The organism is Arsenicibacter rosenii (assembly GCF_001870735.1).
In the GTDB taxonomy this organism is placed as follows: domain Bacteria; phylum Bacteroidota; class Bacteroidia; order Cytophagales; family Spirosomataceae; genus Arsenicibacter; species Arsenicibacter rosenii.
Genome location: NZ_MORL01000008.1, coordinates 75,822 through 91,997 on the forward strand (window position 1 = coordinate 75,822; position 16,176 = coordinate 91,997).

The 16,176-nt window shown below is 52.6% G+C and carries 14 protein-coding genes; 5 read left to right on the forward strand and 9 right to left on the reverse strand.

Annotation, left to right across the window (positions count from 1 at the left end; genetic code table 11):
* Positions 1-18 precede the first annotated feature (18 nt).
* Together BLX24_RS16105 and BLX24_RS16110 are read left to right on the forward strand one after the other, a co-directional pair.
* Positions 19-948, forward strand: coding sequence for a hypothetical protein (locus BLX24_RS16105; RefSeq protein ID WP_071504197.1), 930 nt, complete (start codon positions 19-21; stop codon positions 946-948).
* 163 nt (positions 949-1,111) lie between these two features.
* Complete coding sequence (locus tag BLX24_RS16110; RefSeq protein WP_143092695.1) at positions 1,112-1,858, forward strand: hypothetical protein; 747 nt, start codon at positions 1,112-1,114, stop codon at positions 1,856-1,858.
* A gap of 8 nt (positions 1,859-1,866) precedes the next feature.
* Here BLX24_RS16110 and BLX24_RS16115 read toward each other — a convergent pair whose 3' ends face one another.
* The 9 genes from BLX24_RS16115 to BLX24_RS16155 form a co-directional block, all read right to left on the reverse strand.
* Entirely contained in the window at positions 1,867-3,141 is a 1,275-nt protein-coding gene (locus BLX24_RS16115) for a WG repeat-containing protein (protein WP_071504199.1), read from the reverse strand.
* A gap of 123 nt (positions 3,142-3,264) precedes the next feature.
* On the reverse strand, positions 3,265-4,593 hold the full coding sequence (locus tag BLX24_RS16120; protein WP_071504200.1) for a hypothetical protein: 1,329 nt from the start codon (positions 4,591-4,593) through the stop codon (positions 3,265-3,267).
* 60 nt (positions 4,594-4,653) lie between these two features.
* Positions 4,654-8,220 carry a hypothetical protein gene (locus BLX24_RS16125; RefSeq protein WP_071504201.1) on the reverse strand — a complete coding sequence of 1,189 codons (3,567 nt, stop codon included), beginning with the start codon at positions 8,218-8,220 and terminating at the stop codon, positions 4,654-4,656.
* 62 nt (positions 8,221-8,282) lie between these two features.
* On the reverse strand, positions 8,283-8,702 hold the full coding sequence (locus BLX24_RS16130; protein ID WP_071504202.1) for a PIN domain-containing protein: 420 nt from the start codon (positions 8,700-8,702) through the stop codon (positions 8,283-8,285).
* On the reverse strand, positions 8,695-8,910 hold the full coding sequence (locus tag BLX24_RS16135; RefSeq protein ID WP_071504203.1) for a hypothetical protein: 216 nt from the start codon (positions 8,908-8,910) through the stop codon (positions 8,695-8,697). Before BLX24_RS16135 ends, BLX24_RS16130 begins: the two co-directional genes overlap by 8 nt.
* Positions 8,911-8,953: 43 nt before the next feature.
* Entirely contained in the window at positions 8,954-10,432 is a 1,479-nt protein-coding gene (locus tag BLX24_RS16140; RefSeq protein WP_071504204.1) for a hypothetical protein, read from the reverse strand.
* A gap of 211 nt (positions 10,433-10,643) precedes the next feature.
* Positions 10,644-11,018 (reverse strand): hypothetical protein, encoded by a 375-nt coding sequence (locus BLX24_RS16145; protein ID WP_071504205.1) that lies wholly within the window; start codon positions 11,016-11,018, stop codon positions 10,644-10,646.
* Positions 11,019-11,036: 18 nt separating this feature from the next.
* A complete protein-coding gene (locus BLX24_RS16150; protein WP_229201825.1) occupies positions 11,037-12,332 on the reverse strand; it encodes a hypothetical protein in 1,296 nt (431 codons plus the stop codon).
* On the reverse strand, positions 12,329-13,021 hold the full coding sequence (locus BLX24_RS16155) for a hypothetical protein (protein ID WP_071504206.1): 693 nt from the start codon (positions 13,019-13,021) through the stop codon (positions 12,329-12,331). Before BLX24_RS16155 ends, BLX24_RS16150 begins: the two co-directional genes overlap by 4 nt.
* A gap of 197 nt (positions 13,022-13,218) precedes the next feature.
* Between BLX24_RS16155 and BLX24_RS16160 the strand changes: the two genes are divergently transcribed.
* The 3 genes from BLX24_RS16160 (at position 13,219) to BLX24_RS16165 (ending at position 16,174) form a co-directional block, all read left to right on the forward strand.
* Positions 13,219-14,871, forward strand: a complete 1,653-nt coding sequence (locus BLX24_RS16160; protein ID WP_071504207.1) for an Ig-like domain-containing domain — start codon at positions 13,219-13,221, stop codon at positions 14,869-14,871.
* A gap of 69 nt (positions 14,872-14,940) precedes the next feature.
* Entirely contained in the window at positions 14,941-15,159 is a 219-nt protein-coding gene (locus BLX24_RS31730; protein WP_262482994.1) for a type II toxin-antitoxin system VapC family toxin, read from the forward strand.
* Between the two features lie 304 nt (positions 15,160-15,463).
* Entirely contained in the window at positions 15,464-16,174 is a 711-nt protein-coding gene (locus tag BLX24_RS16165) for a YiaD family glycine zipper/OmpA-like lipoprotein (protein ID WP_071504208.1), read from the forward strand.
* Positions 16,175-16,176 lie beyond the last annotated feature (2 nt).

Below are 16,176 nucleotides of genomic sequence, written 5' to 3' on the forward strand. Positions count from 1 at the left end.
TACTGAAGACAACCTGCTATGAAGCCAGCTTTTGTACTGATCATTTTTACAATTCTTTCCCATTTTGCCTGCGGCCAGCAATCGGTGTCGAATGTCCGTACGCGGGCACTTAGCCAGAACCGGATCGAAATCCGCTATAGCCTCGATGCCATTCAGACCGGCGATTCGGTTTACTTTCAGGTAGAGAGCCGGTTTGGTGGCCGGTTAGCTGTTAAAAAAGAATTTGTTACGGGCGATTTTGGTCTTGATCTGGAGCCAGGGCCCGACAAAAAAATCATCTGGCGGGCCGGTGAAAACGGCTTTGCTCTGAACGGGGAGGTTCGCGCAACCGTATACATCAAGCCTGCTGGTTACAAAGGGGCTATTTTCCCCCAAACTACGCCATCTTCTGTTACTTTAGCATCCACAGAATTGAGTAATTCGGCCAATAAGAGTTACCAAACGCAGGCGGATACGTCTAAATCTAAAGAGAAGACGTTGGCCGAAGCCGATACGACCCGGCCAAAAACCAGAAAACGCTGGACACCCGGTCCGGGCTGGGCGCTGGTGTCGGCCGTACTGCCTGGTGTGGGTAATATGTTCGTTCAGACGGACAAGCAACATAAGCCGGTTTTCAGGGTCGGGTTACGTCCTTTGGTAACGGTGGGCTTTTATGGATTGCTCATTTACGGCTTACAACATAAGCCTAAAGCTCAGAACGCTTACAGTCTGTATAAACAACAGAAGAATGCAGCCGAGGGTGAACCGTATTATCAGCAAGCCAATCAATACCATCACCGGTATTACCTGGCTACCCGCGCTGCGGCCGCGATCTGGCTGACTGATGTGACCCTGACGCTGATCCGGGGCATCCGCAATCACAGCTTTAAAAAGAACAATGCCGGTATTTCCTTTGCGCCCGGCATTCAGGCCGGTCAGCTGGTTGGTGTAGTCAGTATCCGTTTATAGCGTCGTCTTCTCTGTCTTTGATGTGTGTCCATAGTCCGTGCCTTTTGCGCTTTACCGATCAAAAGACTGAACTATGTATGACTTTTTATTAAATTTATCTTGTCGTACTCCGGACAATATCATCGTAGCGACGTATAACAAGCTATCAACGACCGTACTTACTATGCTGAAACGTTTACTATTGCTACTCATTCTAGTGGGGATGGGATTAACCGCGTGGTCACAGGACCCGGTAATTTCTTCGGCATCCAGCACATGGGTTAAGGTCAAAATCAGTCCCGAGACTCCCCACCCGAATCCGTTACCGACTCCGGTAGCGTTCAGGGAAACGTTCACTAACAACCAGCATGCATGGCGCCAGGGCATTCAGGGCGACTACGCCTATGTTATTGAAAACGGGAGCTATACCATTCACCGCCAAAAGCCCGAAAGCAAACGGTTTGCCTACAGCTATATTAGCCTGCCCGAAAATATTAACCTTAACAAAGCTGATTCGTTTACTGTACAGGTGGATATTGTTGGTAAACCCGGCACCATCCCGGAGGGCGGGCTGCTGATTGGTATGCTCGACTCACTGAATTACTGCCAGATCCGCCTGACTGATCAGGGCCAACTGGTAATCGGCATGGTGATCGACGGGAAGGTATCAAGCCGGTATTTTCCGGGCGGTATCTCATCGCCGCAACGCAGTGTCAGACTGGAGACCAATACCCTGGCCGTCCGCCGGATCGGTAACCTGATGCACGTTTATATCAATAAACAAGAGGTAACGACCAGTCCCTTTCCGTTCCGTTACTTTATGGGCAACCATATCGGTGTGATGACGGGCGGCGATGGCATCTCCTTCCGCAACCTGCTTGTCCGGCTGCGCCCCCCGGCCCTGTCCAAAACAACACTGGTCTCAAACTGACATGGTCTCTACCGGACCCGATTTCCGTAGCGGTCGATTTCGAAAGATGCGCCGCCGAGAGTGACAGTAGCACGGCCATCCTCAAACACCGTGATGTCGTCGTAAATCGGTTTGATAAACCACTTTTCGTTGCGCCAGAGTCCCCATTTCCCTTTCTTCATGGCCGGTTGCTCTTTGTACTGACCAACCTGATCCCGTAACTCTTCGTATTCCGGCAACGACTTAACAGGCGCACTACTTTCACTACCCGTGCGGTCGTTTTCGCGGGTGTCGCCGGCCACATCTTCTGCCGGTTGTTTACGCTTCTTTTTCCCTTTTTTTTTCGTTGACGAAGGCGTTTCGGTTTGCTCCGTCCGTGTCTGCTCCCCGGGTTGTGAAGACGAATCTTTTTTACCTCCCTTGATCATCAGGTAGATAATCAGCATAAAGGCAAGTGCGAACAATACCCCCCAGAAACCGGCCAGGTTACGGCGGGGTGGCACGTTCACGGGCGGCGGTGCAACCGGCGGCGTGCGGTAATTGGTATCGACCATCGGGTGGTTGCTTCGCCCAAGCGATGGGTTCACGGGTTGTGCAACCGGCGGACGAACGGGCTCAGCCGGCAGCGGTGTCACAGGAGCAGTCCGTGCCTTCCACCAGCTCAGATGCCGCCAATCGGTCGACAGCAGCTTTTCTTTCAGCGTATTGCCGTTCGGTTCGGTCTCGGCCCCAAAAAAGTTAGCCGATAAATATGCCTGTACCGCTTCGGCCAGCTGTTGTTCTTCGGCATTTATCGCACGGAACAACGTCCGCAGCGTCTGCACCGGGATATGGCGGTCGTAGTCGTCCAGGATCTCATTGACCTTCTGCCGGATCGAGGCGTCTGACTCCGATAACGGCGCAACCGGCACCGGCTTCCGGTCTGCTACGGCGGCCGGAATAACCGGCGCGGCATCGACATCAGTTACCGTCTGCAAAATGGCCGGTATCCACTGATCGGCCACAAATCCGCGCGACAGGGTCAGGCGTTCGGCTTCCTGCACAATCTCATCAATATCCCCGTTGCTGAGCTTCTTCTGCTGCTTGCGTGCCTGCACCCGGACCTTTTCTTTCAGGTCCAGAATACGGCCGAAATAGCTGTTCAGTTGCCGGCTGACATCATTCACTAACCGGCGGAAATCGGTTATTCCCAGCTCGGTGGCTTCAGCAGGCAGGCCGGTCGGTGTCCACTGCCAGTCGGCCAGATCGCCGTCGTGCAGGACAATTTGATTTTTGATGCGTTCGCGTAGTTCCTCGACTGTCATTGGTGGTATTTGTTGTTGCAAAACTATAATGTTCCGGCCTCGATTACACGCAGAAGACACGGTTTAGCCGCAGTTTTTTCACTGCCGTAAACCGTGTCTTCTGCTAATCAGGCTGAAAAATAACTACATAAACGAAACCCGCGCCTTCTGCTCAATTTTCCATTTATCGCCTTGTAGCGACACCTGGCCGGGTTTTTCGGTCATAATACGCGCATTAGCCCGCGGCTGGTTCAGGTACTCACAGGCATCGCTCAGATACGAGTACGGGTCGCTCAGCGCCAGTTGCTGCGATTCGGTATTTTCTACGATGCGATAGGTGCCGATGTGGCCTTCCAGCGCCAGTTGATAAATGGTACCGCGTTCGGCAGCGGGCAGCAGGCCACCCATGCTGAAGCCATCGCCCAGGTCGGCCGTACGGGCATACCGTTCGGATTTGATACCCGGTTTCGGAGCAGCCGGAGCCGATGAAGCCGGCATGGCCGGTGGTATTGCCGCACCCTCCGGTGTTGATAAGCCGGCAGCGGGCTGATTTACCGGCGGCCCATAGGGCTCTGTATGGGTACGCGGCACGTTCTGACCCGCACGTGCGGGTTCCGGCCGCGGGGCAGGTGGCGGTACCGGCGCATTCACCGGCTGCGGCGCAGAAGGCTGCGATGCGGCCGGCTGAGGCGCGGATGGCTGAGGTACCGCCTGACGACTTAATGCCTTTTCGAGGGCTTCAATCCGGCGCAGGGCAGCGGAATACTCTCCTTTCAGCTTAAAGAGCTGATCACTCATTTCGGCAATCTTCTGGTCGGAAGCGTTTGTCTCCTGCTGCTTTGGCTTACGCAGAAACAGCAGCCCAACCCCTGCCAGACTCAGCAGTGAGGCAATTAACGCAAATAAAGACATAGAAAAGAAAGAAGTTTCTGTGGTTGATGATGTCGCCGTGGCAGAACTGTGTTCGGCAGCTACCGTATCGGGTGCCACCTCCTGATCTTCCTGATCGCTTACCGGTGTTTCAGCAACCGGCGGCTGAGCGGCCTCGACGGGTGCCAGCCCTGCCAGGGTATTCAGCTGATTCTGGTAAGCGGCAAATGATTTTAACGTCAGGCGGTGTTTCCGCTCCGCCCCGCCGGTCACGCGTTCCAGCAAGAAGCTGCGCAGTTCTTTCAGTACTTCCGCATCCGGCTTTTTCTGACTGGTCAGCTCTGCTGTCTTCTTCTGAGCGGCATTGACCAGTTCATCGGCCTTCGTCAGCTTATTGTCGGCGATAAACTTATTGAGGGTTTGATAGCTTACGCAGGCCGGACAGCTTTCTTTGGTCTGATAGCCATAGGTTTTCTTGTCGGTAGCCAGGAATTCGACCGTAGCTTTGGTCATTTCAAAGGCTTTTCCGCCAATCTGATCGGTAGTCTGGGCAACAGCCAGTCGGGTAACCAGCAGGCTCAGGAAAATCGTTTTCTGAAACATAACCTTCGTTAGTTCGGGCAAAAGGCCGCTACCCGGTCAGAGTAGCGGCTGCGATGGTCGTTATGAAACAGCAATCTGTTTCGATAATTCGTATAATGCGTGCTTGAGTGGCAGGAAAAAGTACGTTTCGGCCAGAAACTTGTCGGCATTACGCTCCAGACCAGTACGGGCCAGCATGTAGCTGTCGTAGAGGCGGCCGTTGCGTGTCACGTCGACACCGACCAGAAAATCCAGATACTGCTCCGGCCGGCGAATGTTGTATTCGCTCAGGAAGCTGGCAATGCCCGGGTCTTTCAGTGTTTTTTCGAGGAACGTTTTCACGTTGTTCAGCACCGAATGGTGAAATTCCTGCTGCGGAATCACATCGCCGATCTGCGTGAGCCGGTACTGGAACGAAACCGGTTTTTCGGGTTCATTGCCCCAGTAGCAGGTTGTTTCCCGGTTTTCATACCGCGCCTTTTCCATCCCTGCATTTTCGAACAGCACCGCTCCGTTGGCAGTTGTCTCTTTTGGATTATCCGTCAGGATTACCTCAAAATCAGGCGGAACCGGCAGCGTTGTATACGCCTTGAAGAGCAGCTTGGTAAACTGAATCAGGCGCGTACGGGTGCCCAGCATGTTCAGGTACTGACTACCCCGACCGGTAAAGGTCAGGTAACGCGGCAGGCTCAGGTTATGGGCCTCAGTCATCTGAACCAGGTGGTAGACAATAGCACTGTAATGCAGATACAATACAATGCGCAGGGCAGGCCGCCCATCCTGAATCGACTGGGTAAACTTGAAGTGCGAATCGTACTTAAACAGCAGACTGACAATGTCTTCGGCCGTCAGGTCAGGGTTTTGCAGGAACGTTTCAAACACCTGATCTTCCGACGAATGAGCCTGACTCAGCGACCGGCGGTATTGCAGGTAATTCTGCACAAAGCCGTTGTCTTTCTGGTGCGACGGATGGCCCTGCTGGTCGAGGCCCGCCCCCCAGATGTCGTAGCCCGCAAACCGGAACGAGGTATTCAGGTAGCGGTTCTGCTGCTTCATAAACAGCATAATATCCGTTGTGCCGCCCCCGATATCGACGTTGACCGCATCGGCAAAGGACTTCACACCTTTGGTAATGAGGTAGAAATGCGGAGCCAGCGATTCCGGAATCGGCTGAGCCGAGAAGTTCTGCGTATGACCGAATACCTGCCGGAACGCCTTTTCCCACTCACCCACGAGCTTATCTTCCACATCCATCCCCATCGACGACGGTGCCAGCCAGACCACGCGGGTATGTTGCACATCGCCCTGATTCAGAATAACCTTATTCCGGATCATCAGCAGCAACGTCTCAAAAAACGCCCGTACCCGTGGCCGGTTCAGGGTATCGCCCGGCTGATTTTCGAACAACCATTTCAGGTTGGTCACATACCGGTTCACGCCCGTACTGCCGTCTTCGAGGTCGATATTGAACCCAAGATTTAGCCGGGTAAACAGGTTGTCGCCGCTGTCGGTCATACCCGTGCGCTCAAACACCGTTGTCCGGAGCGGGAACGCAAACGGCGACCCATGCTCACGGCCAATAATCGACGGCATAAACTCCCGGCGGATCAGGCGTTCCATTTCCGGTAGCTGCCCATAGCTCACTTTCAGGTGGTAACGGTCATACGGGCTCTTTACTTCATAGCCGTCGTATGGTTTGTTGAGCGTTACCATCTGCAGCTCATCGCGGTTGAGGTTTACCTTATCGTCGCTGATAGTCAGCGGTTTCGGATCGGCGTTCCCCATGGTCGAATCGGCAAACGCCACGTGGGTATTCGACGTGCCGAAGTCGATGGCAAACGTAAACGGCTTGTAGCCCCGCTGGTCAATGATCGTAAACTGCGGCAACACAAGGCCGCGATACGGCATGCCGTTACGTTCCAGTTTTACTTCCATCAGGTCGAACGCCTGCGGCACCTTGTAGTAATACGAGGCGGCTCCGGTGATATCCGACTTCGGTGTCCGGTGATCGGGAGCCGGTACGTTCAGCGGCTGATTGGTAATGACCTGTGGCAGCTGGTAGAACTTCACCGACGTACCCGCGCGGAAACTGGCATTGTCCTGACTCGCATCGACCAGCATCACGGTATACTGATTCAGGCTTTGCAGGTAGGTATCCGGTACGGTAATGCGGTAGAACGGGAAGAACGCCATCCCCGCCCGGAAGTCGAGCACGGTTTCCGGGCGCGACAGGTTGTATTCTTTCCGGAATTCAATGGTCCGGTTATTTTTGATCGGAATCTGAAGCGTGGCAATCACAATCCGGTCCATGCCGCGATCTTCGGCGCGGAACCCAAACTGGCGTTGCAGATCTTCCGTACGGAAAAAGTTAAAATACTCTTTCCGGATCGGCAGCAGAAATTCGCTGTCTCCTGCTGTACCGGTGAAAAAGCGGCCGTTATTGATTTTAAACGGCATTTTCACCAGAAAATCTTCCAGAAAATCATCGGTCGTTACAAACGGATACCGGACATTGTCGACACCCGGCAGATAACGCTCGCTCAGCAGATCGCCACGGCTCAGGTCATTCAGCAGCGACCGCATGATCACCGTGCTGGCGTTCCAGTTGGTATTTTTCACGTAGCGGCCATACACATCCATCCGCGAGGCGAGCGCCAACGGTTTCCGGACGTTGGTAGGGGCCCCGTTCCGTGCCTCCCGCTGGAAATAATCCACCGTCGACTGCATAACGAAGTCGCTGTTTTCTTCGATATCGTTCAGCACATCGTCTTCACGGACACGGTAGAGCATCAGCCCCGGCAACACCTGTAGCGGCGAGTTGCTTTCGCCCCCCGTTGTGATCGGCATGAAGTTGGCCAGCGTTGTGCCCTGCGCGATCTGCACCGGCATCGGGCTGTCGAAAAAGACTTTGTAGAGGTATTCCTTGAAGCCTCCCTGCGGCATCTGCATGTTATACTGATCGTAGAACCGGCGCAGGTAGGTCACAAACGCCTCGTCGCGGGACTGAAGCGGTACGTATTCATTCTGGAACAACAGCCGGCCGGTTGCACTTTTCGGCGGATCGATAAACCGGTTTTGCCGCTCCTGCTCCCAGTTCGGCGAGGTAAAGACCAGCGTCAGGGGCGACGTGCCGCCCAGCAGCGCCCCTTTGTAATAAATAAACGTAAAGCTCTGAATATTGCCCAACTCGTTCCGGAAATCCAGTTCCAGCGCTTTGGCCAGAATCTGATGCGAATGCCGGTGAGCCGCGCCGGGAATATTCTGCTGTTGTTTCAGCTTGTCGAGTCGTTCCTGCCGGTTCCAGACCCGGTAAGTCAGGTCGTCGCTGCCACCCGCCTGAAAAAGCAGTTCGAGCAAGTCCAGGCAGTGCGACACCAGCACGTGGTACATCGACAGTTCGTGCGGCTGGAGCTGGTTTTTCACCATCCGGAAGGCCGTATCAAAGAGGTATAACCGGGCAAACGGCGACGGAATGGACGTTCCGGCCTTGGCTGCCAGACCGGCAGCGCCGCCGGGTGCGGCGCCCGACAGCGTATCGGGTACGTGTTCGATGCGATTGCCGGTCAAGCCGTTCGGGCTTGGTGTCCAGCCCTGGTGGTTCTGCTGACTGACATTCGGATCAGTATCAATGCGGAGTATATGAGGCATTTAGTATCGTGTTTTTTTGCGGATCGGAGGTCATTCAATTCTCCAATCTACATGAAGTAGTATCAAAAAACAGGCTCAAAAAAACGGCTAAACCCTTTCGTAACAAGCCCTTCTTTTAACAGAAAATCATAGGTCCAAAAGTCACAGTCGAGTTCAATCGCTAATGCAACAAAAGGGACATCTTTTTCATCAATATCTTTACACAGACGGTACGCTTCCACATAACAGCCCAGCGCAATAACATCTTCATTAACAAAGTAAATACGATTAACCAGCAGGTTGAGATATTCGTAAAAATCATCCTCTGCCTGCTGGTTATTCCTGAGTATTTTTTCCTTGTGTTTGAAAATCTCAACCAGCAAAAACTTTGGCGCACAAAATTGATACTCGTCACGATTGATCACCTCCCGAAATGAGGAGAACTGTAAACGCAGCGCCTTGAACACCACATTTGTATCAATGACTACAACTTTTTTACTCATTGATAAAGCGGGATTTGTTTTTTGCCCACCAATCAGCCTTAATTTGTTCGCCCAGCTCCTCCACCGACTCATCGAAGTTTAATTGATGAGCCAGTTCTTCCATCCGTAGCCGTTCGATGAGCTTAATCATCCAGGCTTTATCAACGGCATTTTTATCGATTGAGATCGTATAGCGGTCCTGATTGCTTTCCAGATGAATAGATGTCATGTCTCTTGTATTTTATCAAAAATAACGATTCTGACCTGCCAACCTACGCGTCGGCAAGCTGGCGGTTAATCGGCCCAAGCTTCTCCATACAGCGGTCAGCGATATCGATCAGCAGTTGCATCAGGCGGGCTTCGGGTTGCGGATAACCGGCCTGAAGGCTGTTTTCAATTTTACCGGCGGCATCCTGCAGGAACCGGGTGCTGATGCCCTTGTCAAAAAAGCCGGTTTCGATCCGTTTGGCCCGAACGAGTGCATTAAAGTCTGACTCCAGATCAAAGGCAGCAAAGCCCCGGTCATTGCCGGCCAGTTCACGCAACCATGCCTTGAAGTGATGGTTCATGAAGTTGTCCAGTGCCGTGTAATAAGTGCTGGTCCGGAGCTGCTGTGGCAACCCGAGGTTTTTCGCAAACGATTCGCTCAGGTTGTTAGGCACAAACTCGGTAAAGAACTTGGTGGCGTAGGTAAACCGGACCAGCGGATCCAACACCTGCTGGTAAGTCGTATCGGCGAAGTGAGGCAGGTCCAGAATCCGGTCATTACGGCGGATCCCGTACTCAAAATACCGTTTGGCATCCGAAAAATCATCCTGACCGCGACGGGCAAAATCGAGAATGGCTTCGGCAGCCAGCATTTCGACCACGTGCGCACTGTTTGCCTGCTGACTCCCCCCTTCAACGTTCGGATATAGTTTCGCTCCCGGCCGGTCGCCGATGTAATACAGCGCATCCAGATTGATCTGGTGCTGGTAGTACGATAAGGCGGCCTTGGTTTTTGACAGGAACCGGTTCTGGTCGATGGCACTCTGGCTGTTTTCTTCCAGGGCAAAATACGGCATTACCGTAACGGCACCTTTGCGCGCATTCCGGATCTGTAATTTCTGGCCCGGGTGCTGCAACAGCTTCACCAGCTGCGGGAACCCGGCCGAACCCGTACCGCCGAAAATCGAACTGATGATAAAAATCCGGTCGGTCTGGTCGTTAAAGGCGCCGGTAAAGTATTTATACACCGGCGAATCTTCCAGTGCATTAAATACTACACTGCCGATGTTCGGATTGCCTTTAAACCCGACCGACAGGTTCAGTTTCAGCTCCGCATTAGTTGGCTTGGCCGAGTTGTCGTAGAGCAGTTTAAGCAGCTCGCGATCCAGTTCGTCCATACTGCTGACGTTCAGAAACTCTTCGAACGTGCCCTGATGATCTGTCAGTTTAGGGAGCACCGAATCGCCGATTTTTTCCTGCGCATTTTCGGCCTGCAACGTCCCTAACGGACGGATAGGCGTCGAAAAAAAAGTCCGGCGCGTTGTTTGTTCGCCCGTGCGCTCGTAAGCAGTCTGCCGGATGCTCCGGTACAGCTCAACAAGCCGGAGCGACCGCTCGGTGTCTCCGTTCTGCATGTCCATATCGAGCAGAATCGGGATAATGGTCAAATCAGCGGGGACCTGGGCACCCGAAGCGAGTAACATCGTCAGCGAACGAAGCACACGCGCTCCCGTCCCCCCAATGCCAAAAAGAAAAAGTTTCATATGGTATCCGTCCTCCCGCCGTGTTTCCGGCACCAATAGTGCGCCGGCAACACGGCGAGGTTTCTATTATTCTCTTACAACGATTGTCACGTCCTTAATAATATCCGGCCAATCACCACAGGCTCGGAATCAGGCAGGCCATACCTCTATGCATTTGAAGCGCGACAGCCCTCACTCGCTCTTTATCTCTTTCACTCTTTCGCTCTTTATTTCAGAACGGCGTATGTTTGGCGAAGATGGAGAAGCGTTTCAGGGCAATGGAAAATACGAAAAAGTAGATAGCCGCATACAGCGTATTGATGGCACCGAAGCCTGTCATGTAACTATCCGACTCATCGGCACCTGTCCGGTCCATGGCATACCAGAGGGCATAGGCAAAGGCAAAAATCAGGGCGGCCACCAACGTAATCACCCACGGACCACGGCCCGAAAATACCGATTTCCACCGCCCCAGAATGACGTAAAAGACGGCCGCCAGAATCAGCGACACCATGAGCGTAATCACACCGACCGGCGTAAAAATTTCATCCGCATAGATGGGGTCATTATTCTGACCCAACCAAAGCTCATACAGGGTAATAAACATGTTTTAGTGGTTTTTATTTCAGTCTTTTTCCAGCTTAAACGTCAGGTTGATGAAGTCGTTGCCCGACGATTGATAGGCTTCACGAACACCGCTCATCAGGTGTTCAAAAGCAAAGGTTTTGTTGCGGCGGCCATCGGCGCTGCGGTCATCCATCGTCGACCAGTCGGTATACCAGGTATCGAAGCGCACCGGCAGTTTCACGCTGACGGATGCTTCTTCGGCAAACTGGCTTTCTATCTTAAACGTTAATACGTGCGTATTCGCGTTCAGCAGCTGCATTTCGCGGTCGCTGATGCGCTGGGTTGCGCCCAGGTTTTCGCGGCGTTTAACACTTACCAGCTTCAGGCTGGCGTTATCAGCCTTGATATTGAGGTTTTGTTTCAGATAGTTTTCGGCCTGGGCATAGGTTGGTAATCCGCCCAGATTGACCGCAATGGCAAACTCAGCCGGCTCGCTTTTCTTGCCTGCCTTGATTTCGGTTACGTTTCCGCGTTCAGCCCGCCAATCGCCTTTTTTATTGACCGAAAACAGCAGATCATACGTTTTAAGACCACCACCCGCGCCGAAATCCAGCCGTTGTGCCGGTTTGGTGCTCAGCAGGTCCTGCAGTTGTGCGTTGAAATCAGCCAGCAGGTGTTGCTTGCCGATTACCCAGATATAAAACGGCCGCGACTCGCCGCTGAGTGTCTGCTTCTGGTTTTGGTAGGTGTAATATGTGCCGTTGAAGCCCGAGCGGTACGCATATACCGTCGCGCCGATGCCCTGCTTATTGAGCGTGGCAAACTCATCATAAATGGCATTTTTCAGCACGCTCGACGCATCGTTGCGGTTAATTTCGGGGTTCTTTTTAATATCGGCATCCGGAAATGACAGAATACAGTCTGAGACCAGCACCGAAATGGCATTACCGCGGGCCTTGTCGCCTACCTGCTTAAAGATGTTATGCAGTTCCGAACTGCGGCCTGTTGCCAGCGGCGTTGTAGCCAGGCTGGTCACAAACGTATTGACATCGCCGCTATACGCTTCGGGTTTACCGGCAATGGTCCAGACCGTTACCGGCTTAATCTGGTTGGCTTTCGTGACAACCTCCGATACAATGTCCTTAAACCCGGTTCCGCCTTTCAGGTATCCCCCCATGCTGGCCGACGTTTCCAGAAAAAAATTAACCTCTTTCAGCGACGGGGCCTTTTCGGCCTTCGATGGCTCACTGGCCCCGGCTTCTTCTTTTTTTTCCCGTTTAGAGCCCCCACAGCCTGGCAGCATCAAGAGGCCGGCGATTGCCGCGGCGAATAATGTATAGCGGGTTGATTTCATGAACGATTGCGATTGTAGGGCAAAATGTAAATAATCAGACATAACACGACGAGCGTGTAAAAATACCATTGAGTAACCGTATCCGTTTCAAAACCTTTGCAGCTTTGCATCAGATAGGCCAGTCCGGAACAGATAGCAACCAGCCAGAACGCCGACCGTACCCGTAGTAAACTGCCCCCTATGGCCTGTAGATACGTCATCCCGATCAGCAACACCGCCGACCCGACCGCCCACCATGAGGTCAGCAGGGGAATATTACGCTCAGGCCGCCCGGGTTTCATGCCATTGCCGGCAATCAGCAGCAGCCCGAAGGCAAGCGCCGCCGCGACCGTACCCGGCCAGTTACGGATACCCCCAGACTCGCGCTCAACCACCCGGACCGGTGCGGGAGACGGCGGATAAGCCGGAGCCGATTGTAAAAGCTGGTCATAGTCTGCCGGAGAGAGCTTACCGTTACTGATCGTCGTAGCCGCTTGTGGCGGTGAACCGGCCGGCGTTTGCGAAAGTGCGGATAACCGGGTCGCAATCTGCATCGACTCCCCCTCGCCGGTGATCCGTACGCGCTGGTTATCGATAACCTGACCGGCATCTGTCAGCTGGTTTTCCCTGAAGTAGTGCACCTGACCATCTTCGGCCTGCAGCACGCCGCAGCGCGTCAATGGATCATAGTGAATAACGGTTCCCTGCATGAATTAAAAACAACTTTGGGTAAAACGAATGTAAAGGGATTTTATGGTATTCCGTACGGGAAATATGACAAACGGCCTTTTAAGAAAGGTTAACATCAAAAATAGTCGGGTTAGCGTTTAACTTTGTAGCCGGAGTACTCCGGATGTACCGCAGCTTATTGCGAATCCCCGGGAGACTGCAAAGTCGAAGCCTATTTATGAACTACAGACTGCCTGTTATACTTTTTTTGTTTTCGCTACCCATCCTGCTGAGCCGTTGCGCGCAGGTGGCCCAGCCTCCGGGTGGCAAAAAAGATTCTCTGGCCCCCGTGTTGCTGCAAAGTATACCGGCAAACCGCGCCCTCAACTACCGTGGAAAAACCATTGAGCTGACCTTCAGCGAATACATCAACGCAGAAAATCTGGTGCAAAAGGTGCTGATTACCCCGCAGGACAGCAACACCTTTGTGCCGAAAATTTTGCCGGAGGGTATCCGCCTGACGTTTAACAAGCCCTTTCAGCCCAATACAACCTACACAATCAGTTTTGCCGATGCGATCCGCGACATCACAGAACGCAACATTGCTAAAAACCCCAAACTGGTATTCAGTACCGGCAACACGATTGACTCGCTGCAAATCAGCGGAACGGTCGAAGACGCGGAAACCCGTAAACCGATTCTGGGTATGGTTGTGGGGTTATTCAGCCCGAAAGATACGCTGCCGATCCAGCGCAAACGGCCGCAGTATTTTGCGCGCACCGATAGCAGTGGCAACTACCTGCTTGAGAACGTCAAATCGGACCTGTATCAGATTTATGCGTTCGAAGACAAGGACCTGAATCTGGTCAACAACCAGCCGGGTGAGCGCATTGCCTTCCGCGACTCGGTGATTGACCTGAACAAAAACCTCACAAACATCAATCTCAAGGCCTTTAAGAGTTATGTAAAGCCCCGCATCAGCCGCCGCGAGCGTACCGACGAAACCGTCGGACTCGAGTTCAGCGGTGGCATGGCCAGCTACTCAATCCGATACCTGAAATCGATCAGTGATACGACCGTGCTGTCCAGCCCGTCGGATACGCTGATTTCGTTTCTGGAACGGCCGACCCTGATCCGCCTTTATAAGCAACCCGCCAAAGCCGCGACTGACACGGTCCATGTGCTGATTACAACCGAAGACTCGACCGGGAACCGGAATCAGTTTAAGGAACGCATTTATTTTTCGACCCTGAAATCACGGGCCAAAGACAAGGCTAAGTTCAACGCCGATGTTACGCCGAAATCCGGCGAAAGCGTGGATAAAGCCGTAGAGATTAACATCACCTTCAATAAGCCCGTAAAGCAGACTGACTTGTCGAAAATCCTTTTGTACCGCACAGATAGTACGAAAACCCAACCCCTGAAGGACGAAAACCTGACGTGGAGTAACCGTTCGGCCAAGGTCCGTATTACCCGTACGACCACCCTGCGCGATACCATGACCTTGCTGATACAGAAAGGCGCCTTTTTCAGCGTTCAGGGCGATACCTTGACGCGGCAGAAATACGTGTACAGGGTGCTGGAAGCGGACGATTACGGACTTATCGCAGGGCATATCAACCGGCCGGAAAAGAACTTTATTCTCGAACTTACCGACGAAAATTACAAGGTCGTCCGGACCGCTTATAATACACAGAATTACTCCTTTCCAAAGCTTAAACCCGGCCGCTACCGTCTCCGGCTTATTGTCGACAGCAATGCCAACCGACGGCGCGACATGGGCAATATCCACCGGCTGGAACAACCCGAAGAGATCATTTATCACCCTGGTATGCAGGACGGTATCATTACCCTCAAACGCGATTTCGAATTCACGGATATCGATTTTTAAGCAGGACACGTGTCCTGCTTTTTTGTTATATTAGAAAACGACTAAAGAACAAAACTATGCTGACGACCATTGAAGCCATCTACGAAGGATTTACAAAAAGAGCGTATTCAAGTCTATCCTATTATGGATGCCCATATCTTAAGCTATTTGGTTATCCCGCTCTTCGATCAGCACCGCGACCCGTTCGACAGGCTAATTCTCGCCACTGCCCTGGCCGAAAACTGGCCCGTGATCTCCGCCGATGAAAAATTCCGGCTTTATGACGGTGTCGTACAGTTAATCTGGTAAAGCCCCGCCATCCCTCTTCCCAAAGCCCCATTTTCCGTCTCCCCACTCTGCTCCTCCCCTCCCCAATACTCTACTTTTTTTGTAGAATTGATTCTACAAGAATGAGGAAACTCTGTTCAGCAAAAGGGCCGGCTGGTGTTGGCACAGGTTCCCGTTCCCATGGTTTTCGGACAACAAGCCGGACCACAAAACACTGATAAACAATACATTGCCTCTCATCCCTGGCGTTACTCATCATGATCCGGTAAAATTTGGTACAGCATTTGGCCTTTGACTGGACAAATCAACCAATCATTACCCCACTATGGACACGATCAGAAAAAAACACAGCAGAAAAGTAGCCATTGTTGCATTGGCCGTCAGTTTAGTTACCGGAGATGGTTTAATGAGCTGCAAAAACATAAAGAATAACACGAACAAAACACAGCGGGGAGCGGCTATCGGTGCTGGTTCAGGCGCTGTTATCGGAGGTGTTATTGGACGGAGATCAGGTAACACGGCCATTGGTGCGATTCTGGGGGCTACCGTGGGTGGCGCAGCAGGAGCAGTAATCGGGCGGCGCATGGACAAGCAGGCAGAGGAGATGCAGCGCGAGTTACCTAACGCAACCGTCGAGCGGGTCGGTGAAGGCATTAAAATTACATTCGGTTCCGATATTTTATTCGATGTGGACAAATATGACCTGAAGTCCACCACCAAACGGCAACTGGATGATTTCGCCGAAACGCTCAACAAATATCCCGACACGGACATAGTTATCGAAGGCCATGCTGACGCTACAGGCCCTGATGATTATAACCTCAAATTGTCGCGCCGTCGGGCCGATGCCGTAGCGGCCTATCTGAAATCACGGAGCGTAAAAAATGCCCGGATTGATGAAAAAGGCTATGGTGAAAGCCAACCGGTAGCCGATAACGACACGGAAGCAGGTCGTGCCAAAAACCGTCGGGTTGATATCGCAGTCTTCGCAAATGATAAAATGAAGAAAGCGGCTAAAAACGGCGATCTCGACTAATC

Excerpts from the sequence above, each read along its gene's own strand:
- BLX24_RS16105 (WP_071504197.1), top strand. The coding sequence starts at position 19 with ATGAAGCCAGCTTTTGTACTGATCATTTTTACAATTCTTTCCCATTTT.
- BLX24_RS16110 (WP_143092695.1), top strand. The coding sequence starts at position 1,112 with ATGCTGAAACGTTTACTATTGCTACTCATTCTAGTGGGGATGGGATTA.
- BLX24_RS16115 (WP_071504199.1), bottom strand. The coding sequence starts at position 3,141 with ATGACAGTCGAGGAACTACGCGAACGCATCAAAAATCAAATTGTCCTG.
- BLX24_RS16120 (WP_071504200.1), bottom strand. The coding sequence starts at position 4,593 with ATGTTTCAGAAAACGATTTTCCTGAGCCTGCTGGTTACCCGACTGGCT.
- BLX24_RS16125 (WP_071504201.1), bottom strand. The coding sequence starts at position 8,220 with ATGCCTCATATACTCCGCATTGATACTGATCCGAATGTCAGTCAGCAG.
- BLX24_RS16130 (WP_071504202.1), bottom strand. The coding sequence starts at position 8,702 with ATGAGTAAAAAAGTTGTAGTCATTGATACAAATGTGGTGTTCAAGGCG.
- BLX24_RS16135 (WP_071504203.1), bottom strand. The coding sequence starts at position 8,910 with ATGACATCTATTCATCTGGAAAGCAATCAGGACCGCTATACGATCTCA.
- BLX24_RS16140 (WP_071504204.1), bottom strand. The coding sequence starts at position 10,432 with ATGAAACTTTTTCTTTTTGGCATTGGGGGGACGGGAGCGCGTGTGCTT.
- BLX24_RS16145 (WP_071504205.1), bottom strand. The coding sequence starts at position 11,018 with ATGTTTATTACCCTGTATGAGCTTTGGTTGGGTCAGAATAATGACCCC.
- BLX24_RS16150 (WP_229201825.1), bottom strand. The coding sequence starts at position 12,332 with ATGAAATCAACCCGCTATACATTATTCGCCGCGGCAATCGCCGGCCTC.
- BLX24_RS16155 (WP_071504206.1), bottom strand. The coding sequence starts at position 13,021 with ATGCAGGGAACCGTTATTCACTATGATCCATTGACGCGCTGCGGCGTG.
- BLX24_RS16160 (WP_071504207.1), top strand. The coding sequence starts at position 13,219 with ATGAACTACAGACTGCCTGTTATACTTTTTTTGTTTTCGCTACCCATC.
- BLX24_RS16165 (WP_071504208.1), top strand. The coding sequence starts at position 15,464 with ATGGACACGATCAGAAAAAAACACAGCAGAAAAGTAGCCATTGTTGCA.